The following is a 22,630-nucleotide window of genomic DNA, read 5'->3' on the forward strand; positions in this document are numbered from 1 at the left end:
CTGTCCCTTCCACTGTTGACCCATCGAAACAAGGAGACCTCCATGTCAGTCGTTTCACTGCATAAAGCCTCGAAGCTGACGGCTCCGGTTCACTTCCAGGGAGTGGTCGCCGCACTGCTGCCGGATGGACGTGTCACCGTCGACGACGAGCAGGGTGCTGTCTGGGTGTGCCGGCGCGCGGCGAGCTGCCTGCTCAAACCGGCCAGCGGCGATACCGTGCTGGTGTCCGGTCCCGACAGCGCGCGAACCTACCTGATCGCCGTGATCGAGCAGGCCGATGCGTCGTCAAGCTGCATCGAGGCGGCGGGCGACGTCACCTTCGCGTCTGCCGGCAACGGCCGGGTGACCATCGCGAGTGCCTCGGAGCTCAGGCTTCGCGCGGACAAGCGCTTCGTACTCAAGGCGGAAGAGGGCGAGTGCGACATCGGTGAACTGCGGCTGGTGACGCGCTCCGTGCAGGCCGCGGCCGGCAGCGTCCGGCTGGTCGGTAAGGTCTTCGAGACCGTGGCTGATCGCATCGTGCAGATGGCGCGTCAGACGCTGCGCCTGACGGATGAAGTCGACCAGGTGCGTGCGGGCCACATGGACTACAAGGCCAGCGAGACGGTGCGCATTCATGGCCATCACACGGTGGTCACCGGCCAGGAGCTGGTGAAGGTGGACGCGGCTCAGATCCACATGGGCTAAACGAGGAGGTACCCGATGTTTGCCAACTGTCAGCTCATGGGAATGGACATGGCATTCCCCGACGTCTGCAAGACGCCGGTGCCCATTCCATACCCGAACATGGCCATGGGGCCGATGGCTGTTCCTAATGCCTGGAACATCCTCTTCATGGCGATGCCGGCACACAACATGGCCACGACCACGCCCATCACCCTGGGGGATCAGCCCGGGGCCCTGGGCGGCGTGGTGTCGCAGACGTTCATGCAGCAATCGCGTCATGTGACAGGCGCGTTCACCGTGCTTCTCAAGGGGACGCCGGCCACGCGGGTCACCAGCATCACGACGCAGAACCGTTGCAACATCGTCGGCATGCGCATCGTGCCGAGCCAGTACAAGGTGCTGATGTTGGCGCCCTGAGGGCGCGTCGGTTCAGACCGGCCCCGCCAGCGTCACCTGCTGCGGCGACCCCACCCACACCGCCAGCGCCGAGTAGTTGTCGCGCGACTCGTCGGCCTTGGCTTCGGCCGCACGGCGCAGCAGGGCGAGCCACTCTTCCGCGCTGTCGGCGAGTTGCAGCGATCGCTCCATCACCTGCTGCGAGATGAGCTGCCAGAGCCCGTCGGTGCACAGCAGGAACGCGTCGCCATCGGCGAGATGCTGCGGCTCGGACACCGACGTCTCCGCCGTCGCGCGCGCGCCGAGCGCGCGGTACAGCAGGTTGCTCTTCACCAGGCGCTCGCCGCCGTTGGCACCCTGGCGCGCGGCGGCTTCGCCAGAGCGTTCCGACAGACTGTGGTCTTCGGTGCGCTGCATCAGCGCGCCGCGCCGGAACCAGTAGAGGCGGCTGTCGCCGACGTGGGCCCAGCAGGCCTCGCCGGTGGCGCGGTCGACGAACAGCGAGACGATGGTCGCGCTCATGCGGCTCTGGTCGGCCAGCTCGCGCTGCTTGGCGAGCACGGCGTCGTTGGCTTCCTTCACGGCATGGCGGATGTCTTCGGCCGCAACGGACGGGTGATCGACGAAGGTGTTGAGTGCGGTGTCCACCACGATGCGCGAGGCCAGCTCGCCACCCGCGTGGCCGCCGACGCCGTCGCTCACGACGAAGCAGGCGTTGCGTTCGTCCAGGTGGTAGCCGATGGCGTCCTGGTTGCCGCTGCGTTCGCCCACGCACGAGAACTGCGAGGTCGAGATGGGCACGGCGAAGGTGCGGGTGGCTTCAGGCACGGCGCGCCTCCTTCAGGCGTTCCATCTCGCGGTCGTAGGCCTGCTGGAACGCGCGGCCGAAGACAGCCTGGAAGTCGTCCTCGACGGCGGCGGTGGTGTCGGCGTGCAGCTGTTTCAACTGGCGCCACAGCCGCGCTTCGCGGCCGCCGGGCAACAGCTTTTCGCCGAGCCCGCCGTCGTGCGGCGTGGCCTGGTCGAGGCCGTGGGGGTCGAAGCGGTGCAGCAGCGTGAGCAGCGCGGCGCGCATGCCGGCGACCATGCCGAGCTGGTGCGATTGCAGGTCGCCGAGCGCATCGTGCACGGCGGCCTCGGGCGTGAGAAAGCCGGGCATGCGCGCGCCGAACATCTGCATGAGCACGGCGCGGCCGTTGGGCAGGATCTTGAAGGGGTTGTTCTCTTCGTCCACGATCATGGTGATCTCGGCGCGCACCTCGCGCTTGAGCATCGCGCGCGACGACAGCAGCTCGATGGTGCCGTCGGTGAAGGCGCGCATCAGCCGGCCGAGGTGCCGCATCGCCTCGGCATCGAGCGGCTGCTGGCCCGCGACCTCGGGCACGCCGGCGCCTTCGAGAAAGGCCTTGAACAGGTCGTCGGCCGACGAGGGTGGGCGGGGCGAGGCGGGTGCTGGCGAAGGGACTGCAGCGACTGGTAGGGCAGGCGGTGCTTCTTCATCAGGCACGACGGGCTCTGCGACCACGACCGGAATCTCCGACGCTGCCGCAATGACAGGCACCTCTTCAATCGGCGCCGCCTCTTTCACAGGCTCCGGCGTGGCGGCCGACGCCGTGGCCGCCACCGGCTGCGGCGGATTGAATTGCGACGTCATCTCGCGCGCATGGTTCGCGAGACTGTGGCCTGACGCGGCCGGCGGTCGCGCGATCAGGTCGGTGGCTGGGTGCACATCGTCGAGCGGGTTCTCCTGCGTCAGCGCCGTGGGGCGCGGGTCGGACAGGGGGGAGGGCGCATCGCGGTCTTCGGCGAAGAAGGAGAGCGGGTCCATGCTGCGCTTGAGCGCGAGGTCGGACAGGCCCTGCGTCGGCTGCGGGTTCAGCTCGGCGAGCGGATCGACCGGGTTGCGTTGCGCCTGCGAGGGCAGGGCGAAGGGCTCCTGCGCCATCGGATCGGGCATCGATGCCGCTGCATCGTCGGCACGGCGCGGCGCGTTGGCGAGGATGGCATCCCAGTCGGCCGCCGACGGCATCTGCGCGGACAGCGGCGCGGTCGCGGGAGCCGCTGCAGCAGCGGAAGAAAAGGAAGGCGGTGGGGGAGGTGGCGGCGGCGGTGCGGGCAGCGGCGCAGGTGCCGGCGCGTTCACTGGCGCGGGCGCAGCGGTGGGCATCGCGACCGTCTTCTCGGGCGGTGCATCGCCGAGCGGCAGCGCGCCTTCGCCGAACAGGTCCGCAAAGACATCGGACGCCGGCGACGCGGCAGGCAGCAATGCACTGATCGATGAAGAAGGCGCCGACGCCGCAGGCACGGAGGCGGACATGGATGCGGACACAGGCAACGCAGGCGGCGGCTCCGTGATCGGCGCGACCGGATGTGCGCCGAGCGGCTCGGTGATCGGTGCTTCGGTGACGGCGGGCGGCGATGCCTGGGTGGCACTCGCGGCTTCGAGCACGTAGCTGCCGATCGTCACGCGGTCGCCCTCGGCCACGCGCGACTCTTCGTCGTGGCGCAGCGTGCGTCCGTTCACGCGGATCGGGAGCACCGCGCTCATGTTGCGCAGCACGGCGGCGCCGTCGTCGCTGAAGCGCACGGTGGCCTGCAGGCGCGAGATCTGCCGCTGCTCGTCGGGCAGCACGAGGTGGTTGTCGGGGCTGCGGCCGATGGTGCCGCCCGGGGCGGCGAGCAGTGCCGACGGCCCGGAGGCCACGGGCATGCCGCCGTGTTCAATCACTGTCCAGCGCATGGCGTCTCCATGTGTGTCGCGGCGCGGGCGAGCGTGCCCGCTTGCGGCCGTGGCCGGCCACGTGTCATCCGTGCTTCATCTTCTTGGCGGCCTCGAATGCCGGGCCCCACACGGGGTGGGTGCGCTCCGCGACATTCAGCTCGAAGCTGGGGAACGCATCGAGGATCTTGCGGAATTGCGTGCGGCACTCCGCGATCTGGTTGTTCACGCAGTAGCTGAAGGCTTCGAGCTTCAGCGCGGCGAGCCGCGTGTCGGGCTCGGCCCCATCGAACACCGACACGCCGCCACTCTTCAAGGTGGAGATGGCCTTGGCGTAGTCGCCGGCGTCGTAGGCCTGTTGCGCACGCTCGAGCGTGGTGCGTGCCACTTGCTGGCTCAGGCGTTCGGGTTGGGGCGGCGGATCGGGGGGGCTCTGGCAGCCGCTCAACAGCGCAAGCGTGCAGGTGAAAGCCAGGACAGGCAGGCAAGACTTCAATCTTTTCTCCTACTTCGCGAGAGGCAATGCGTGAGAGAGCGTGTGCTGTGCATCGTGATGCAACAACACGCAATGCACACCGTGCGCGTGCATGGTTTCGATAATATAGATCGCGAAGCTTTCAGGGAGATCTCATGCATCGAAGGACCTTGATTCAAGGCGCATTGGCAACGTCTCCGTTGCTTGCAGGCCTCGCTGGTTGTGCATCGACAGCCAAGTCGATGCCCACGCCCTACGCCATCACCGTGCGCATCGACGACGGTGTGAATCCCGACGGACGCGGACAGGCCGCCCCCATCCTGGTGAAGGTCTTCGAACTGAAATCTTCCGGCAACTTTGAGACGGCAGACTACTTTGCGCTGCAGGACCGTGATCGCGAAACGCTGATGACGGAACTGGTGAATGCAGACCAGGCCATCATGCGCAGCGGCGAGGAACGCGTGTTCAAGCGCGAGGCCGGACTCGACTCGCGCGCCATCGGTGTCATTGCCGGTTATCGCAAGCTGGAAGCGGCTCGGTGGCGCATCGTGCTGCCACTGAAAGAACCCAAACAAACGAATCTTTACAAGGTGTGGCAGTTTTCTCCGAGCGAACAGGGCGTGCGCATCGCGGTACGTAAGACAGGGCTGGAACTGGTACCAAGTCGTTAATTTTTTGCGCGCGCTAGTACAAAAGTGCAGCGCGTATGCCTCTGAAAAGACATGTGAAACGCAAGAGGCGCCGTGTAGCATCAGGCGCGAATAAAGATCGAGCGGGGAGCCGCTGAACAGCGCATTCCCCGCCTCCGTGTGAGCATTCCAGGAGGTTCTTTGGTGACAGTTCGCAACGCGGGCGCGGCCGGTCAGGGCGCCCAACCTCAGGCATTGGCGAATCGCGTGGTGTGGTCCGAAGGCATGTACCTGCGGCCCCAGCACTTCCAGCAGATGGAGCGCTATGTCGAGCAGTACGTCACGCGCCGCACCGCGGGCATGCAGGGCGCCTACTGGGGATGGCTGCACCTGGACATCGACCGCGATGCCTTCGCGCTCGGTCGCGTGTCGCTGCTCGGCGGCGCGGGCGTGCTGCCCGACGGCACGCCTTTCGCGTTCGGCCTCGAAGACGCACCGGTGCCCTTCGAGGTGCCCACCGACCTCACCGACGAACTCATCGTGCTCGCGCTGCCCCTGCGCCGGCCCGGCAGCGAAGAAGTGATCTTCTCGGAAGACGAAGGCTCGGCCGCGCGCTTCGGCGTGGTCGAACGCGAAGTGGCCGACGGCAATGCGGTCGCGCTCGGGCCGGCGGTGCTGCAGCTGGCCAGGCCGCGCCTGCGGCTGGCGCGGGCTTCGTCACTCACGGCCGAGTGGCAAGCCGTCGGCGCGGTGCGCGTGATCGAGCGGCGCACCGACCACAAGCTGGTGATCGATGCGAACTACATTCCGCCGGTGCTCGACGCCTCGGCGCATCCGATGCTGCGCAGCATGACGGCCGAGCTGCACGGCCTGCTCACGCAGCGCTCCGAGGCGCTGGCCTCGCGGCTGTCGCAACCGGGGCGCGGCGGCGTGAGCGAGGTCTCCGACTTCCTTCTGCTGGAGCTGGTCAATCGCTACCTCGCACTCACCTGGCATGCGCAGCAGGCGGTGCAGGTGCACCCCGAGACGTTGTTCGTCGACTGGCTCAAGCTGGCCTGCGACCTGGCCACGCACACCTCGCCCACGCGCCGTCCGGTGGTGTGGCCGGTGTACGACCACGACAACCTCAACGAGAGCATCCGCCCGTTGATGGAAGAGCTGCGGCGTTCGCTGTCGGCGGTGCTCGAGCAGAGCGCCATCGCCATCGAACTCGAAGAGCGCAGCCACGGCGTGCGCGTGGGCCGCATGCCCGACCCGGTGCTGGTGCGCAACGCGGCCTTCGTGCTCGCGGTGCATGCCGACCTGCCGGCCGATGCCGTGCAGCAGCGCTTTCCGACGCAGGTCAAGATCGGCTCGGTCGAGCGCATCCGCGACCTCGTGCAGCTGCAGCTGCCCGGCGTGGTCGTGCGCTCGCTGCCGGTGGCGCCGCGACAGATCCCGTACCACGCGGGCTACCACTACTTCGAACTCGACAAGGGCGGCGACATGTGGCGCCAGCTCGAGAAATCGGGCGGCGTCGCCATGCACCTGGCCGGCGACTTTCCAGGGCTCGCCATGGAGTTCTGGGCCATCCGTCCGTGAGGGACCCTATGAACGGTGCCAATGACATGGCCGTCGGCCCGGGAGGCTTCGTGCCGCCCAACCCGGGCGGCGGTGCGAACACCAGCAGCGGCCCGGGGTCGCTGCAGCCGCAACCATCGCAGCCCCAGCCCGATGCCTTCACCGCGTGGCACGACGCACGGCGCCCGCACGCGGGCGACACGGCGCTGGCGGGCAACAACCCGCTGGTCGCGGCGGCCAATCCGCTGCTCGACCTGATCCCGCAGATCCGCGCCACCGGCCACCATCCGGCGCCCGCGCAGTTGCGCGAGCACCTGGTCGACGAGGTGCGGCGTTTCGAGACGCGCGCGCAGCAGGCCGGCATCGCGCCCGAAGTGATCATCGGCGCGCGCTACTGCCTGTGCACCGCAGTCGACGAGGCTGCGGCGCTCACGCCATGGGGCGGCAGCATCTGGTCGTCGCAGAGCCTGCTCGTGATGTTCCACAACGAGACCTGGGGCGGCGAAAAATTCTTCCAGCTGCTGTCGCGGCTGGTGCAGAACCCGCAGCAGCACCTGCACCTCATCGAGCTCATCTACTTCTGCCTGGCGATGGGCTTCGAGGGGCGCTTCCGCGTCATCGACAACGGCCGCTCGCAGCTGGAGACGCTCAAGCAGCGGCTGCTGCAGATCATCCGGCAGACGCGCGGCGAGATCGCCGTGCCGCTGTCGCCGCACTGGCAGGACGCGAGCGCGCCCGTGCGCCGCACGCGCCACTGGCTGCCGGTGTGGGCCGTGGGCGCGGTGGCGGCGGTGTTGCTGGTGCTGGTGTTCGCGGTGCTCACCTTCAACCTCGCGGGCCATTCCGATGGCGCGTTCTCGGCCGTGAGCGCGGTGCGCCTGCCGCAGACGCAGCGCGCGGTGGTGGTGGCCGCGGCGCAGCCGCGCCTGCAGCGCTTCCTTGAACCCGAGATCCGCGACGGCCTGCTCACGGTGCGCGACGAGGCCGACCGCAGCGTGGTGGTGCTGCGCGGCGACGGCCTGTTTGCCTCCGGCTCCGACCGCGTGCTCGACCGCTACGCGCCGGTGCTCGCGCGCGTGGCCGACGCGCTCAATGCGGTGGAAGGCAACGTGCTCGTCAGCGGCTTCAGCGACGACCAGCCGATCCGCAGCGTGCGCTTTCCGTCCAATTGGCAGCTCTCGCAGGCGCGCGCCGATGCGGTGAAGGCCATGATCGGGCGGCGCCTGGCGCGGCCCGAACGCCTGCGCGCCGAAGGCCGCGGCGACGCCGATCCGCTGGTGCCCAACGACTCGGCCGCCAACCGCGCGCGCAACCGGCGCGTCGAGGTGACGCTGCTGGTAGCGCCGGTGGCGGGCGTGCCCGTCCCGGGGGCTGCACCCGCGCCACAGCCGCAAGGAGGCACCCGCTGATGCTGCGCGCGCTCTTCCGTTTTCTCGTCAGCCGCGACCTCTGGGTCTTGTTCGGGCTGATCGCGCTCGCGTTCCTGATCTGGGTCATCGGCCCGGTGATCGCCGTGGGCCGCTACCGACCGCTCGAAAGCGAGTTCGTGCGCATCGTGGTCATCGCGCTGATGTTCGGCGTGTGGCTGCTGCGCGTGGCGTATCGCAAGTGGCGCGAGCGCCGCCTCAACGCGCAGCTGCTGCACCAGCTGCGCACGCCGTCGCCCAAGGCGAAGGAAGCCAAGCCCGAAGAGGCGCCCGAGATCAAGGAGCTGCACAGCGGTTTCTCCGACGCAACGGCGGTGCTGAAGAACATGCGCTTCGGCCCCGGCCCCGGCGGCAAGGCGGCCGGGCGCTTCGCGCTGTTCGACCGGCAGTACCTCTACCAGTTGCCCTGGTACATCTTCATCGGCGCACCGGGCTCGGGCAAGACGACGGCGCTGGTGAATTCCGACCTGGACTTTCCGCTCGCCGACCAGCTCGGCAAGGCGGCGGTGCGCGGCATCGGCGGCACGCGCAACTGCGACTGGTGGTTCACCAACGAGGCGGTGCTCATCGACACGGCGGGGCGCTACACCACGCACGAGAGCCACCGCGAGACCGACGAGGGCGAGTGGAAGGGCTTCATCGAACTGCTCAAGAAGTTCCGCCCGCGCCAGCCGATCAACGGCGCGATCCTCACCATCAGCATCGCCGACCTGCCGCTGGCCGACGACGCGCAGCGCGCGCGCCATGCCATGGCCTTGCGCAAGCGGCTGCTCGAACTGCGCAACGACCTGGGCATCAATTTCCCGGTGTACGTGCTGGTCACCAAGACCGACCTGCTGGCTGGCTTCAACGAGTATTTCGGCTCGCTGGGCCGCGCCGAGCGCCAGCAGGTGTGGGGCTTCACCTTCCCGATCGAGGGCAACCCTGCCGACCCGGCCAAGGCCGACCTGCGCGAGCGCTTTCACCAGGAATACAAGCTGCTGCACCAGCGCCTGGACGAGCGCCTGCCCGAGCTGATGGCGACCGAGCCCGACCCGATGCGGCGCGCGCAGGCCTACCTGCTGCCGCAGCAGTTCGCGAGCTTCGAGGACATCCTGGGCACCTTCCTGGCCGACGTGTTCAACCCGTCGAAGTTCGAGGTGGCGCCGCTGCTGCGCGGCGTGTACTTCACCAGCGGCACGCAGGAGGGCACGGCCTTCGATCGCGTGATGGGCGCCATCAAGCGCTACCTGCAGGTGAACGCGCCGCCCGCGCCGCCGCCGGGCCCGGGCAAGAGCTACTTCCTCAAGGAGCTGCTGCAGCAGGTGATCTTCCGCGATGCGGGCGTGGCCGGCACCAACCTGCGCTGGTACCGCCGCCGCCGCGCGATCGACCTCGCGGGCTACGCGCTGGTCGGGCTGCTCGCGGTGGTGCTGCTGGGCGCATGGGCCAACAGCTGGCGGCACAACAAGGCCTACGTGGCCGAGGTCGACGGCAACGCCAAGGCCTTCAACAAGGCGGCGGCGCGCGGTGAGCTGCCGACGGTGGTCGATTCGAGCGGCGACATCGCCAGCTCGCTGCTCATCCTCGACCGGCTGCGCGACCTGCCGAAGTCCGCCGACTTCGACATCGGCGATCCGCCCGTGGGCTACCGCTTCGGGCTCTACCAGGGCGAGAAGCTGCAGGCCGCGACCGACGGCGTGTACCAGCGCGCGTTGGAAACCGTGCTGCTGCCGCAGGCCGCGCAACGCGTGGAGCAGTCGCTGCGCGAGGCCGCGAAGCTGGACGCCGAATACAGCTACGAGGCGCTCAAGGCCTACCTCATGCTGTACGACCCCGAGCGCTACGACGCCGACTTTTTGCAGGCCTGGCTGCTGACCGACGTCGACCGCAAGATCGGCGCGTCGCTCACGCGCGAGCAGCGCACGAACCTCGAGGCGCACCTGAAGACGCTGTTTGCCGACCGCGTCGTGACCTCGCCCTTCACCAAGGACGACAGGCTCATCACGCAAACGCGCGAGCGCCTGGCCGGCGTGCCGCTGGCGCAGCGCTCGTACGCGCGGCTGCGCCGCATCCTCCTGCAGACCAGCGCGCCCAATGCCTTCACCATTGCCGAGGCGGGCGGCGCGGAGTCGGCGCTGGTGGTCCGGCGCGCCAGCGGCAAGCCGCTGACCGACGGCATTCCCACGCTCTTCACCTACCGCGGCTACTGGGACATCTTCGACAAGCGCATGGCCGAGACCACGCTGGCGTTGGAGCAGGAAGACCGCTGGGTGCTGCAGATCCGCGCGCCGGGCATGGCCGACATCACCTCGCGCGAGCTGCTGCTGCGCGAGGTGCGGCGCCTGTACCTCAGCGACTACATCCGCATCTGGGACGAGTACCTGGCCGACATCCGGCTGGCCGAGAGCAAGTCGCTGCTGCAGAGCATCCAGATGACGCGCGTGCTGTCGACCGGCGAGTCGCCGATGTCGCGCATCATCCGCGGCGCGGCGCGCGAGACCGACCTGCTGCGCAACCACGACGAGGCCGCGCGCAGCCTGCTCGACCAGGCGCAGAACCGCGTGACGAGCACGCGCGAGCGCATCGAGCAGCTCATCGGCCAGCCCGACGGCAGCCAGCGTCGCAACACCGCGCCCGACCGGCCCGAGTCGCTGGTCGACAACCACTTCGCGCCGCTGCGGCGCATGGTGACCGCGCCCAAGGCCGGCGGCCAGACGCCGCTGGACCAGACGGCCGCGCTCATCAACGAGCTGTACACCTTCCTCACCGCCACCGACACCGCGCTGCGCAGCGGCAACATCCCGCCGTCGAGCGATGCGGTCACCAAGCTGCAGGCCGAAGCAGGGCGCCTGCCGGTGCCGTTCCAGGGCATGCTGAACGACCTGTCGGCCACCGCGTCGTCGAAGGCCGCAGCGGTGACGCGGCAGAACATCGGGCAGAACGCGGCCGCGACCATCGGACAGTTCTGCAGCCAGGCGATTGCGGGGCGCTACCCCTTCGCGCGTGGCTCGAACCGCGACGTGGCGGCCGGCGATTTCGCGCAGCTGTTCGCGCCCGGCGGGATGATGGACGACTTCTTTCAAAAGAACCTTGCCTCGCAGGTCGACACCTCGGTCAACCCCTGGACCTTCAAGCGCGGCGTGGACGGCAGCGCGTCGGGGCGCTCGGCGTACCTCGACGCGTTCCAGAAGGCGCAGGCGATCCGCGACGTGTTCTTCTCGGGCATGGCGGGTGGACGCACGCCCTCGTTCACGCTGGACATCCGGCCCGAGGACATGGACGCCGCGCTCACGCAGTTCACGCTGGACATCGACGGCCAGACGGTGCGCTACGCCCACGGCCCGCAAGCGCCCAGCAGCATCAAGTGGCCCGGCCCGCGCAACAGCAACCAGGTGCGGCTGCAGGTCACGGTGGCCAACGGCACGCCGGCCGGCGGCATCGTGACCGAAGGGCCGTGGGCGCTGCATCGGCTGTTCGACAAGGCCTCGATTTCGTCGGGCCGCACGCCCGAATCGTTCAATGCGACCTTCGACCTGCAGGGCAAGAAGGTGGTGCTCGCGGTGACGGCCAACAGCGTCTACAACCCGCTGCGGTTGTCGCAGATGAACAGCTTCTCGTGCCCGGGGAAATCCTGAGATGAGCCACATCAGCAGGGCCCTTGCATGAACAGCGCGCTCCCTCCGCATGCCTGGTCGCCCGTCGACGAGCAGATCGGCTGGTACGGCAAGCTGCCGTCGGCCGGCGACTTTCTCTACCGCCGCATGCCGCACGACCTGCAGGCCTGGTGGGACCGCTGGATGCAGAACGGCCTGGGCAGCTTCAGGCGCTGGCCCGACGCGATGACGCGGCACTACGCGGTCGCGCCGGTCTGGAACTTCGCCATTCCGTCGACGCACGGCGTGAACGCAGTGCAGTTCGGCTGCATCGCACCGAGCTGCGACCGCGTGGGCCGCTACTACCCGGCCTGCGTGACGCTGCAGGTGGACGCCGCCCGCTACCACCCCGCCGTGCTCGAAGGCTCGGCCGCGTGGTACTGGCAATGCGGCAGCGCGCTGCTGCAGGCCATTCGCCACGGCGTGGCACCCGACCTCTTCGACAGCCAGGTGCTGGCCGCGGGCCGCACGGGTTTTCGCACCGCCAGTGGCGGCTCGGACGACATCCTCTCGATCCTCGGCGCGGCCGCCGGCCCTGCGGGCGATGCGCGCGGCGCGAGCGCGCAGCAGCGCCTGGGCTGGCCCGAGTTGCCGCTGTGCTTCGACCCCTTCGGCGGCACCAGCTACTGGTGGACCAACCAGGCCGACGGCTCGCCGCTGCGCACCGCGGCGCACGGCGGCGGGCTCAACACGCCGCTGTTCTCCCAGCTGTTTTCGCAAGGCCACGTGCCATGGGCATGACGCGCCCGATCCACCCGCAGGAAAAAGAAACACCCCATGACGACGCCCGCCAGCCCTAGCGTGACGCCCGACCCGCAGGAGCGCCCTCATCCCCTCGGCACGGGCCATCGGCTCGACGAGTTCGAGCTGCTCGAGGTCATCGGCGAAGGCGGCTTCGGCATCGTCTACCGCGCCTACGACCACTCGCTGCAGCGCGAGGTGGCGGTGAAGGAATACATGCCCTCGATGCTCGCGCGCCGCGTGGGCGACAACAGCGTGCACGTGCGCTCCGAGCGCCTCACCGCCACCTTTGCGGCCGGCCTGCGCAGCTTCATCAACGAGGCACGCACGCTGGCGCAGTTCAGCCATCCGGCGCTGGTGCGCGTGCATCGCTTCTGGGAGGCCAACTCCACGGCCTACATGGCGATCCAGTTGTACAAGGGCCGCACGCTGCGCAAGCTGGCGGAGAGCGAGCCGGACACGCTGACCGAGCCCTGGCTGCTCGGCATGCTGGGGCCGCTGCTGGGTGCGCTGGACACGCTGCACCACAGCCAGTGCTTCCATCGCGACATCGCGCCCGACAACATCTTCATCCAGCAGCAGGACGATCGCCCGGTGCTGCTGGACTTCGGCGCCGCGCGCAAGTCGATCGCCGACCTCGTCGACGAGGTCGCGGTGATGGTGAAGTCGGGCTACTCGCCGATCGAGCAGTACGCCGACGACAACACGCTGCTGCAGGGCGCGTGGACCGATCTCTATGCGCTTGGCGCCGTGCTGTACCGCGCCGTGACCGGCCATCCGCCGCCCTCGGCCGTGGTGCGCAGCGTGCAGGACGCCTACGTGCCCCTGTCGTCGATGGACCGCGACGACCTGAGCCCGGCCTTCTGCGCCGCGGTGGACCACACGCTGGCCGTGCACAGCAAGGACCGCACGCAGACGGTGGCCGCCTTTGCGGCGGAGTTGGGGCTGGTGAAGCTGGGCGACCTCTACGTGGTGGACCGGTCGGCGCCTGTGGCTGCGGCTGCTGCGGCGGCCGTCGTGCCCGTCGCGGCGCCCGTGCCGCAGGAACCGCCTGCGCCGCAGCCGGAAGTGGACGCGCCACCGCCAGCGTCCGAGGTGCAGCCCGTGCCCGTGGAAGCCGCGCCCGCGCGCGTGCAGGCCCCGCCACCGCCGGCACCGTCGCCTGTCGCACGGCCGAAGAAGCCGTCGAAGCGCCCCCCGTGGTTCCTCGTGGGCGCGCTGGTGCTCGCGCTGTTCGCGGTCGGCGGCTGGATCGGCTGGCGGCTGACGGCCAAGGCGCCGTCCGATCCGATGATCGCCGCGGCGCCACCGCCCGGCACGCCGATGTCCGATCCGGGCGCTCCCCCGGCGGCGATGCCGCCGGCCGGGGCGGCCTCCGAGGCAGCGGCTGCGTCCGCGCCCGCCGCACCGGCCAGTGCGCCGCTGAGCCCGCTCGACAACGTGCCGGTCGCCGCGGCGCCCACGCCACCGGCCGAGCCTGAGGCACAGCCCGCACCGCCTGCACAGCCGGCCCCACCCGAAGCGCCGCCGCCCCCCGACCCCGCCGCCGTCGCCGAGGTGGAAGACTGGAACCTGGCGCAGGCGGAGAACACGCGCGAAGGCTACGAGACCTACCTGCGGCGCCACCGCCGAGGCCTGCATGCGCGCGAGGCGCGCAACGCCATCGCCCAGCTCAACCGGCAGTCACCGCCGCCGGCGGCGGGCCCCACGAACCCCGTGCCGACCGTGATTGCCGGCGCGCCGCCGGCGCCCCCGCCTCCCCCGGCCGCGGCGCCCGGCATGGGCCGCGTGCAGTTCAACATCCGACCCTGGGGCCAGGTCTTCGTCGACGGCGCGGACCGCGGCGTGAGCCCGCCGCTCAAGTCGCTGCCGCTGCGTCCGGGCATCTACACGATCGAGGTGCGCAACGGCGACCTCACGGCCTACCGCCAGCGCGTGACGGTGCAGGACAGCAAGTCCGCACCGGTCGTGAGCCACGAGTTCAAGTAAGACAAGAGGGCCGAGGGCCGTCGGGTCAGGGCGCGCCGGTGCGCAGCGCGCGGCGGTACTGCACCGCCTCCGCCACGTGCGCGGCCTGCACGGCATCTTCCGCCGCGAGGTCGGCGATGGTGCGTGCCACCTTCAGCGCGCGGTGCGTGCTGCGCGCCGACCAGCCCAGCCGCGCGGCCGCCTGCTGCAACAGATGGCGCGCGGCGCTGTCGAGCCCGGCGTGGGTGTCGATCGCGCGGCCCTGCAGCGCCTGGTTCGCATGGCCCTGGCGGCGCAGCGCGCGTTCGCGCGCGCTCACCACGCGCGCACGGATGCTGTCGGTCGATTCGCCCGCCGGCGCATCGAGCAGTTGCGGGGCGGACACCGCCGCCACCTCGATGTGCAGGTCGATGCGGTCCAGCAAGGGGCCGCTGAGCTTGCTCTGGTAGCGCGCCACGCGCTCGGGCGTGCAGCGGCAGGGCTTCAGCGTCGAGCCGAGGTAGCCGCACGGGCAGGGGTTCATTGCCGCGATGAGCTGGAAGCGCGCCGGAAACTCCGCGCGCCGGGCGGCGCGGGTGATCGTGATGGTGCCGGTCTCCAGCGGCTCGCGCAGCGCTTCGAGCGCGGCGCGCGTGAACTCGGGGAACTCGTCCAAAAACAGAACGCCGTGGTGCGCGCGCGAGATCTCGCCCGGCCGCGGCGGCGAGCCGCCACCCACCAGCGCCACCGCGCTCGCCGTGTGGTGCGGCATGGCCGTCGGGCGGCTCATCCAGCGATCGGGCGACAGGCGGCCGTCGAGGCTGGCGATCGCCGCGCTTTCCAGGGCCTCGTCCACGTTCATCGGCGGCAGCAGTCCGGCGAAGCGATGCGCCAGCATCGACTTGCCCGAGCCAGGCTCCCCCACCATCAAGAGGCTGTGGCCGCCAGCCGCGGCGATCTCGAGTGCGCGCTTGGCGCCCGTGTGGCCCTTGACGTCGGCCAGGTCGGCATAGCGCGGCGCGCCGTCGCCGGGCGCGGCGCGCACGCGGGCCCAGCCGTCGTCGCTCGCATCGACGGGCCCGCCGCCGCTGGCGACGAACTGGCGCACCACGTCGAGCAGGTGCCGCGCCCCGTACACCTGGGCGCCCGGCACCAGCGCGGCCTCGTGGGCGCTGTCCATGGGCAGCACCAGCCGCACGGCCGTGCCTTGCGTGTAGGTGGCCACGGCCATCGCCAGCGCGCCGCGCACGGGTCGCAGTTCGCCCGACAGCGACAGCTCGCCGGCGAACTCGTGGCCGGCCAGCCGGGCGTTCTCGATCTGCCCGCTGGCCGCGAGGATGCCCAGGGCGATGGGCAGGTCGAAGCGGCCCGAATCCTTCGGCAGGTCGGCCGGTGCGAGATTGACGACGATCTTCTTGTTCGTCGGAAATTCGAGCCCGGCGTTCTGGATCGCCGAGCGCACGCGTTCACGTGCCTCCTTGACCTCCGTTTCGGCCAGCCCGACCAAAGTGAAGCTCGGCAGGCCGTTCGCCAGATGCACCTCGACCGTGACGGCGGCCGCTTCCAGGCCGAGCAAGGCGCGGCTTTGCACCAAAGACAGACTCATTTTTCTCCCTCTCCCCAAGTTGGTGCGCTTGCGACATGCAAGCCCAGGACCGTGCAGCGTGCAAGCGTGTGCAACTGCCGGAAACAGGGCTTGTAACGATTTGGCGCTCACCGCCGGGCATCGCCGCCCTCTGGTCGGGACGGTATTTGTGCACTTTGGCACGCTCCCTGCTTTGAGGGTGCTCAGGTCCAACAACACACTTGCGAGGAGTTCCCTGATGACGCACCGTACCGCCGCCCAGGCGTTGATCGTTCTGGCCACCGCACTGACCGCCTCCGGCGCCGCCATGGCCCAGGCTGCCGACGCAACCGCACCGGCGCCCGCGCCCCTGCTCACGGGCAATGTCTCGCTGACCACGAACTACAAGTTCCGCGGCCAGGACCAGGACATGATCGGCAAGAACGACTACGCCAAGACCAAGGGCTTCAAGCCTGCCATCCAGGGCGGCTTCGACTACGCCTTCGGCGACAGCGGCTTCTACGTCGGCAACTGGAATTCGAGCGTCAACTGGCTCCAGGGCAACAGCATCGAGAGCGACCTGTACGGCGGCTACAAGTTCAAGGCCGGCCCGCTCGACATGGACGTCGGTGCGCTCACCTACATCTACCCGGGCAACTCGGTGGGCAACACCACCGAGCTCTACGTGGGCGCCACCTACGCCAGCGAAGCCTTCGGCGCGTTCACGGCCAAGTACTCGCACACCGTGTCCAAGGACTACTTCGGCTACGCCGGCGCCAAGACGGGCTCGGGCCTGAAGGGCCGCAACACCGGCTACCTGAACCTGGCCTACAGCAAGGAGATCGTGCCCAAGGTCACGCTGAAGGCCGCCGTCGGCTTCACCAACATGTCCAGCGACATCCGCAGCCTGGGCTACAAGAGCTACGTCGACTACAACGTCGGCGCGACCTACGACTTCGGCAGCGGCCTGACGCTCACGGGCTCGGTGCAGGGCGCCAACAAGAAGTCCAACTACCAGGTCGTGGCCTACCCGGGCATCGACATCCCCGACTTCGGTACCTTCGGCACGACCTACTACTCGCCCAACAAGGCACGCTTCATCCTCACGCTGACGAAGACGCTGTAATCGACACAACAACCAGGCGCGGCCCACGTTGCCGCGCCGCCTTTCATCCATCCAGAAGGAGCAACTCATCATGAAGCTGGTCACAGCCATCATCAAACCGTTCAAGCTCGACGAGGTGCGTGAAGCGCTCTCGGCCATCGGCGTGCAGGGCATCACCGTCACGGAAGTGAAGGGCTTCGGTCGCCAGAAGGGCCACACCGAGCTGTACCGCGGTGCCGAGTATGTGGTCGACTTCCTGCCCAAGGTGAAGATCGAGGCGGCCATCTCCGACGAACTGGTCGACCGCGTGATCGAGGCGGTCGAGGGGGCCGCGCGCACCGGGAAGATCGGCGACGGCAAGATCTTTGTCTACAACCTCGAGCAGGTCGTGCGCATCCGCACCGGCGAAACGGGCCGCGAAGCCCTCTGACCGATTCCTGGCCCGAAAGAACAACGACCATGAAAAAACTTCTTGTCTCTCTTGCGCTCGGCTTGAGCGTCTTCGTCGCCGGCACTTCGGCGATGGCCCAGGCGCCCGCCGCCACCCCTGAGGCGCCGGCTGCATCGGCACCCGCCGCTGCTGCGCCCGCGCCTGCAGCGGCTGCAGCACCGGCCGCCGCCGAGGCCGCGCCCGCCGCACCGGCTGCTGCCCCCGCGCCCAAGGTCGACTCCGGCGACACCGCCTGGATGCTCACCTCGACCCTGCTCGTGATCCTGATGACCATTCCCGGCCTGGCGCTGTTCTACGGCGGCCTGGGTCGCTCCAAGAACATGCTGTCGGTGCTGATGCAGGTCTTCGTGATCTTCTCGCTGATCAGCCTGCTGTGGGCCATCTACGGCTACAGCCTGGCTTTCACGGGCGACGGCAACTTCTTCGGGAGCTTCGACAAGATCTTCATGAAGGGCATCACGCAGGAGACCTTCGGCGCGCTGACCACGATTCCCGAATTCGTGTTCTTCGCCTTCCAGGGCACCTTCGCGGCCATCACCGTGGCGCTGATCGTCGGCGCTTTTGCAGAACGCGCCAAGTTCTCGGCCGTGCTGCTGTTCTCGGTGATCTGGTTCACCTTCAGCTACGTGCCCATGGCCCACATCGTGTGGGGCGGCGGCCTGCTGGGCAAGGACGGCGCGCTCGACTTCGCCGGCGGCACCGTGGTGCACATCAACGCCGGTGTCGCCGGCCTGGTCGGTGCCTACATGGTCGGCAAGCGCGTGGGCTACGGCAAGGAAGCCTTCACGCCGCACTCGCTCACGCTCACCATGGTCGGCGCCTCGCTGCTGTGGGTTGGCTGGTTCGGCTTCAACGCCGGCTCGGCCGGTGCAGCCAACGCCGCTGCCGGCCTGGCCTTCGTGAACACGGTGCTCGCCACCGCCGCCGCGGCGCTGTCGTGGATCCTGGGTGAGAGCCTGCACAAGGGCAAGGCCTCGATGCTGGGCGCTGCGTCCGGCGCGGTCGCCGGCCTCGTGGCCGTCACGCCTGCCGCCGGTTTCGTCGGCCCGATGGGTTCGATCGTGATGGGCCTGCTGGCCGGCCTGGTCTGCCTGTGGGGCGTGGGTGGCCTCAAGCGCATGCTCGGCGCGGACGACGCATTCGACGTGTTCGGCGTGCACGGCGTGGGCGGCATCCTGGGTGCCATCCTGACTGGCGTGTTCGCTGCCAAGGGCCTGGGCGGCACCGGCGGCCTGACCCCCGACACCTTCTCGATGGGCGCGCAGGTCTGGATCCAGGTCAAGAGCGTGCTGTTCACCATCGTGTGGTCCGGCATCGTTGCGTTCGTTGCCTACAAGATCGCGGACCTGACCCTCGGCCTGCGTGTGTCGGAAGAAGAAGAGCGCGAAGGCCTCGACATCTCCTCGCACGGCGAAACGGCCTACAACAGGTAAACCCCCAGGCTGCGCGCACTTCGTGTCGCTTCGCCAACCCCCTTGCAGGGGGCAACACCAGCGGCCCGGCAAAGCCGGTTCCGCGGTGTTCTGCGAAGAGACACGCCGCACAGTCTGATTACAAAGAACAAAGTTTTTCAGGCGAGTCTCCTTTGGATGTTCAGCCCGCGAGCGCTTCGGCGTCAGCGGGCTTTTTTTTGCCCGCGGCCCGCGGCCCGCGTGGCCGGGGGCACAATCGCCCCACCATGTGGACCTCCATCGAAGACAGCCTCTGCGAGCTGGGTGAATCGCCGTTCTGGCATCCGCACGAACGCGCGCTCTACTGGCTCGACATCCCGGGCCGCGCCGTGCTGCGCACGCGCGGCGTCCTCGGATCGCCCGCGGCCACGGTCGAGCGATGGGCGCTGCCCACCGAGCCCGGCTGCATGGCGCCGGCACGCAGCGGCGGCCTCGTGATCGCGCTGCGCGACGGCATCTACCGCACCCGCGAATGGGGCGGCGAACTCGTCGCCATGGCGCGGGTGGAGCACGACGTGCGCACCATGCGTTTCAACGATGGCAAGTGCGATGCGCTCGGCCGCTTCTGGGCCGGCTCGCTCAACGAGGCCAAGGACCGCGCCAACGCCGCGCTCTACTGCTTCGATGCCCGCCCGGGTGACGTGTCGCCCACCATCACGTCGATGCTGGAGCACGTCACCACCGCCAACGGCCTGGCGTTCTCGCCCGACAACCGCACGCTCTACTGGGCCGACACCGCCGCGCACGTGGTGCGCGCCTGGGACTGGGACGCCGGGGCCAACACGCTGTCGCATGCGCGCGTGTTCCAGCAGTTCGACCCCAAGCCCGCGGGCTGGGTGGCCGGTTCGCCCACGCATTACGACGGCCGCCCCGACGGCGCCGCCATCGATGCCGCCGGCCACTACTGGGTCGCGATGTTCGAAGGCGCGCAGCTGCTGCGCTTCGCGCCCTCGGGCGAGCGCGTGGCCGCCATCGCCGTGCCGGTGCAATGCCCGACCATGCCCTGCTTCGGCGGCGACGACCTGCGCACCCTGTTCGTCACCAGCGGGCGCAAGGGCCGCCCGGCCGACGAGCTGGTGCAGCGCCCGGCTTCGGGCACCGTGCTCGCGATGCGCGTCGACACGCCGGGCCTGCCGGTGAATTTCTTCGAGGATTGAGCCGACCGGCTCCGCGTGGATGGCTCTGCTCCACATCCCCCCGATTCAGTGCCTGCTGACCTTCGAGGCCGTCGCGCGCCTGCGGCATGCGGGTCGCGCGGCCGACGAGCTGTGCGTGACGGCCAGCGCGGTGAGCCACCGCATCCGCCAGCTCGAGGCGCACGTGGGCTTCAAGCTCTTCGGTCGCAGCGACTTCAGCCTCACGGCCGATGGCGCGGCGTACCTTGCGAACGTGCGCACCGGCCTGGCCGCGCTGCAGCAGGCCACGCCCGGCAGCCGTGACGCGGCATTGCGCGCACCGCGCCTGAGCGTGGCCGTCACGCCCACCTTCAGCCGCCAGTTCCTGATGCCGCGGCTGGAGCTCTTTCGCAACATCTATCCCGACATCGAGCTGGCCCTGCATGTGTCGATTCCGTTGCTCGACGTCACGGCCGAGCAGACCGACCTGCAGGTGCGCTACGGCATCGGCGCGTACGCCGACTGCGAGCACCGCCTGCTCATCGGCGAGGACGTGGTGCCCGCCTGCAGCCCGAGCTATCTCAACGAGTTCGGGCCCTTCGACGGCTTTCGCACCGCGGCCGAGATCGCCAGCGCGCGGCTGATCCGCAGCCCGCTGGAGCCCTGGAGCACCTGGTTCGCGAGCTGCGGCATCGACCAGCCCGAGCCGCACCTGGGTTCGCAGTTCAACGACCTGGGCCTGGTCTACGACGCGGCCGCCAGCGGCTTCGGGGTGGCGCTGGTGCGACAGAAACTGGGCGCCGCCTGGTTCGAATCGGGGCGGCTGGTGGCGCTGTCGGAGCGGCCCGTGCCCTCGCCGCACCGCCACTACATCTGCTGGCAGCCGGGCACGCTGGAGCGCTGGGAGTGCGCGGCGTTCGTCGACTGGATCGTGCAGATGCTGCATTGATGCGCCGCTGACCGACACGTCGGGGCGACAAATTTTTATCAAGGTCCGGGCAAAAAACCTTCAACCCGGCCGGTGCGCATCTCCCTAGAGTGCGAGTCACAACAACAGACTCCCCGGAGACAACGCATGACCTGGCAGCAGATCTACGACCCGTTCGGCAACATGATCATTTCCACCGCGCTCGCCGCGATCCCGGTGGTGGTGATGCTTGCATGCCTCGGTTTCTTCCACATCAAGGCCCACATTGCCGCCGGCCTCGGCCTGCTGGCGGCCCTGGCCGTCGCCGTTTTCGCCTACGGCATGCCCGCCGAGATGGCCGGACGCGCCGCGCTCTTCGGTGGCTTCACGGGCCTGCTGCCGATCGGCTGGATCGTGCTGAACATCATCTTCCTGCAGCAGCTGGCCGAACAGAACGGCAGCTTCAAGGTGCTGCAGGACTCGCTCTCGGGCATCACCGAAGACCGTCGCATCCAGCTGTTGCTGATCGCCTTCTGCTTCGGCGCGTTCTTCGAGGGCGCGGCGGGCTTTGGCACCCCGGTGGCGGTCACGGCCGGCATCCTGATCGGCCTGGGCTTCTCGCCGCTGGCCGCCTCGGGCCTCTCGCTGATTGCCAACACGGCACCGGTCGCCTTCGGCGCGCTGGGCACGCCGGTGATCACGCTGGCCAAGGTGCACGGCTACGACCTGATGGAAGTCACCGCGATGATCGGCCGCCAGCTGCCGTTCTTCTCGCTGCTGGTGCCCTTCTGGCTCATCTGGGCCTTCGCGGGGCGCAAGGCGATGATGGAAATCTGGCCGGCCATCCTGGTCACGGGCGTGTCGTTCGCGATCCCGCAGTACCTGGTGTCGAACTTCATCGGCCCCGAGCTGGTGGACATCATCGCGGCCATCGTGTCGATGGCCAGCCTCGTGCTGTTCCTGCGCGTGTGGCAGCCCAAGAACGTATGGCGCTCGCCTTCGCTGCGCGGCAAGGACGTGAGCGCGCACGAGGCCAAGCCGCCGGCTGCCATCGTCGTGCACAGCCGCGAGGCACTCGTGCGCGCATGGATGCCCTGGGTGATTCTTTCGGTGTTCGTCTTCATCTGGGGCCTGCCGTCGGTGAAGACCGCACTCAACGGCGTCTTCGCGCCCTCGTTCCCGATGGGCGGTCTGCACAACCTGATCGAGAAGATGCCGCCGGTGGTCACGGCGCCCACGAAGGAAGGCGCGGTGTACGTGCTGAACCTGCTGTCGGCCACGGGCACCGGCATTCTCCTGTCGGCGATCGTGAGCGCGCTGTTCATGAAGTACAACCCCATCGAGATCGTGCGCACCTTTGTCCGCACGCTGTGGATGGTGCGCTACTCGCTCATGACCATCGTCCTGATGCTCGCGCTGGGCACGCTCACGCGCTACTCGGGCACCGACACCACGCTGGGCCTGGCGTTCGCCAACACCGGCGTGTTCTATCCCTTCTTCGGCACGCTGATGGGCTGGATCGGCGTCGCCATGACCGGCTCCGACACCGCATCGAACGTGCTGTTTGGCGGCATGCAGAAGGTCGCGGCCGACCAGCTCGGCCTGGCGCCCAACCTCATGGGCGCGGCCAACAGCTCGGGCGGCGTGATGGGTAAGATGATCGACGCCCAGTCGATCGTGGTGGCCTCCACCGCCACGCGGTGGTTCAATCACGAAGGCGACATCCTGCGCTACGTGTTCTTCCACTCGATCGCGCTGGCCTCGCTGGTCGGCCTGTACGTGACGATGCAGGCCTATGTGTGGCCATTCACCCTGATGGTCGTCCGCTGAAAGTTGTTCCCG

General features: G+C 69.0%; 18 protein-coding genes. 14 read left to right on the forward strand and 4 right to left on the reverse strand.

The features are described 5' to 3' along the window. The first annotated feature begins 42 nt into the window (after positions 1 to 42). Positions 43 to 687, forward strand: a complete 645-nt coding sequence (locus ASD34_RS25115) for a DUF3540 domain-containing protein (RefSeq protein WP_056583671.1) — start codon at positions 43 to 45, stop codon at positions 685 to 687. A 15-nt stretch (positions 688 to 702) separates the two neighbouring features. Beyond that, positions 703 to 1,083, forward strand: a complete 381-nt coding sequence (locus ASD34_RS25120; RefSeq protein ID WP_056583673.1) for a DUF4150 domain-containing protein — start codon at positions 703 to 705, stop codon at positions 1,081 to 1,083. Positions 1,084 to 1,095: 12 nt separating this feature from the next. Here ASD34_RS25120 and ASD34_RS25125 read toward each other — a convergent pair whose 3' ends face one another. The 3 genes from ASD34_RS25125 to ASD34_RS25135 all read right to left on the reverse strand — a co-directional run bounded on the left by ASD34_RS25125 (position 1,096) and on the right by ASD34_RS25135 (position 4,169). Then, positions 1,096 to 1,890 (reverse strand): PP2C family protein-serine/threonine phosphatase, encoded by a 795-nt coding sequence (locus tag ASD34_RS25125; protein WP_056583685.1) that lies wholly within the window; start codon positions 1,888 to 1,890, stop codon positions 1,096 to 1,098. Beyond that, positions 1,883 to 3,802 carry a type VI secretion system-associated FHA domain protein TagH gene (gene tagH / locus ASD34_RS25130; protein WP_056583689.1) on the reverse strand — a complete coding sequence of 640 codons (1,920 nt, stop codon included), beginning with the start codon at positions 3,800 to 3,802 and terminating at the stop codon, positions 1,883 to 1,885. Before tagH ends, ASD34_RS25125 begins: the two co-directional genes overlap by 8 nt. Positions 3,803 to 3,866: 64 nt before the next feature. Beyond that, positions 3,867 to 4,169, reverse strand: a complete 303-nt coding sequence (locus ASD34_RS25135; RefSeq protein ID WP_235510250.1) for a TssQ family T6SS-associated lipoprotein — start codon at positions 4,167 to 4,169, stop codon at positions 3,867 to 3,869. Positions 4,170 to 4,411: 242 nt separating this feature from the next. On the opposite strand from ASD34_RS25135, the gene tssJ reads away from it, so the two are divergent. The 6 genes from tssJ (at position 4,412) to ASD34_RS25165 (ending at position 14,237) form a co-directional block, all read left to right on the forward strand. Next, positions 4,412 to 4,927 (forward strand): type VI secretion system lipoprotein TssJ, encoded by a 516-nt coding sequence (gene tssJ / locus ASD34_RS25140; RefSeq protein ID WP_056583706.1) that lies wholly within the window; start codon positions 4,412 to 4,414, stop codon positions 4,925 to 4,927. Positions 4,928 to 5,170: 243 nt separating this feature from the next. Further along, positions 5,171 to 6,466, forward strand: a complete 1,296-nt coding sequence (gene tssK / locus ASD34_RS25145) for a type VI secretion system baseplate subunit TssK (RefSeq protein ID WP_235510274.1) — start codon at positions 5,171 to 5,173, stop codon at positions 6,464 to 6,466. Between the two features lie 8 nt (positions 6,467 to 6,474). Continuing rightward, positions 6,475 to 7,854: a DotU family type VI secretion system protein gene (locus tag ASD34_RS25150; RefSeq protein ID WP_056583708.1), complete on the forward strand. Its 1,380-nt coding sequence runs from the start codon at positions 6,475 to 6,477 to the stop codon at positions 7,852 to 7,854. Further along, a complete protein-coding gene (tssM, locus tag ASD34_RS25155; protein WP_056583710.1) occupies positions 7,854 to 11,489 on the forward strand; it encodes a type VI secretion system membrane subunit TssM in 3,636 nt (1,211 codons plus the stop codon). The genes ASD34_RS25150 and tssM overlap by 1 nt, the downstream gene beginning before the upstream one ends. Positions 11,490 to 11,516: 27 nt before the next feature. After that, positions 11,517 to 12,248, forward strand: coding sequence for a type VI secretion system-associated protein TagF (gene tagF, locus ASD34_RS25160; protein WP_056583715.1), 732 nt, complete (start codon positions 11,517 to 11,519; stop codon positions 12,246 to 12,248). A 36-nt stretch (positions 12,249 to 12,284) separates the two neighbouring features. Continuing rightward, entirely contained in the window at positions 12,285 to 14,237 is a 1,953-nt protein-coding gene (locus ASD34_RS25165; protein WP_056583719.1) for a serine/threonine-protein kinase, read from the forward strand. A 25-nt stretch (positions 14,238 to 14,262) separates the two neighbouring features. On the opposite strand, the gene ASD34_RS25170 is transcribed toward ASD34_RS25165, so the two are convergent. Beyond that, positions 14,263 to 15,801 carry a YifB family Mg chelatase-like AAA ATPase gene (locus ASD34_RS25170; protein ID WP_056583724.1) on the reverse strand — a complete coding sequence of 513 codons (1,539 nt, stop codon included), beginning with the start codon at positions 15,799 to 15,801 and terminating at the stop codon, positions 14,263 to 14,265. Between the two features lie 217 nt (positions 15,802 to 16,018). Between ASD34_RS25170 and ASD34_RS25175 the strand changes: the two genes are divergently transcribed. The 6 genes from ASD34_RS25175 (at position 16,019) to ASD34_RS25200 (ending at position 22,618) form a co-directional block, all read left to right on the forward strand. Beyond that, complete coding sequence (locus tag ASD34_RS25175) at positions 16,019 to 16,885, forward strand: TorF family putative porin (protein ID WP_056583727.1); 867 nt, start codon at positions 16,019 to 16,021, stop codon at positions 16,883 to 16,885. 70 nt (positions 16,886 to 16,955) lie between these two features. After that, entirely contained in the window at positions 16,956 to 17,294 is a 339-nt protein-coding gene (glnK, locus tag ASD34_RS25180) for a P-II family nitrogen regulator (protein WP_056583732.1), read from the forward strand. 29 nt (positions 17,295 to 17,323) lie between these two features. Then, positions 17,324 to 18,748: an ammonium transporter gene (locus ASD34_RS25185; RefSeq protein ID WP_056583736.1), complete on the forward strand. Its 1,425-nt coding sequence runs from the start codon at positions 17,324 to 17,326 to the stop codon at positions 18,746 to 18,748. Between the two features lie 245 nt (positions 18,749 to 18,993). Then, entirely contained in the window at positions 18,994 to 19,923 is a 930-nt protein-coding gene (locus ASD34_RS25190; protein ID WP_056583739.1) for an SMP-30/gluconolactonase/LRE family protein, read from the forward strand. A gap of 19 nt (positions 19,924 to 19,942) precedes the next feature. Continuing rightward, positions 19,943 to 20,830 (forward strand): LysR substrate-binding domain-containing protein, encoded by an 888-nt coding sequence (locus tag ASD34_RS25195; protein ID WP_056583742.1) that lies wholly within the window; start codon positions 19,943 to 19,945, stop codon positions 20,828 to 20,830. A 126-nt stretch (positions 20,831 to 20,956) separates the two neighbouring features. Continuing rightward, positions 20,957 to 22,618 (forward strand): L-lactate permease, encoded by a 1,662-nt coding sequence (locus ASD34_RS25200; RefSeq protein WP_056583745.1) that lies wholly within the window; start codon positions 20,957 to 20,959, stop codon positions 22,616 to 22,618. Positions 22,619 to 22,630 lie beyond the last annotated feature (12 nt).

Source organism: Variovorax sp. Root473 (assembly GCF_001426505.1).
Classification (GTDB): Bacteria; Pseudomonadota; Gammaproteobacteria; order Burkholderiales; family Burkholderiaceae_C; genus Variovorax.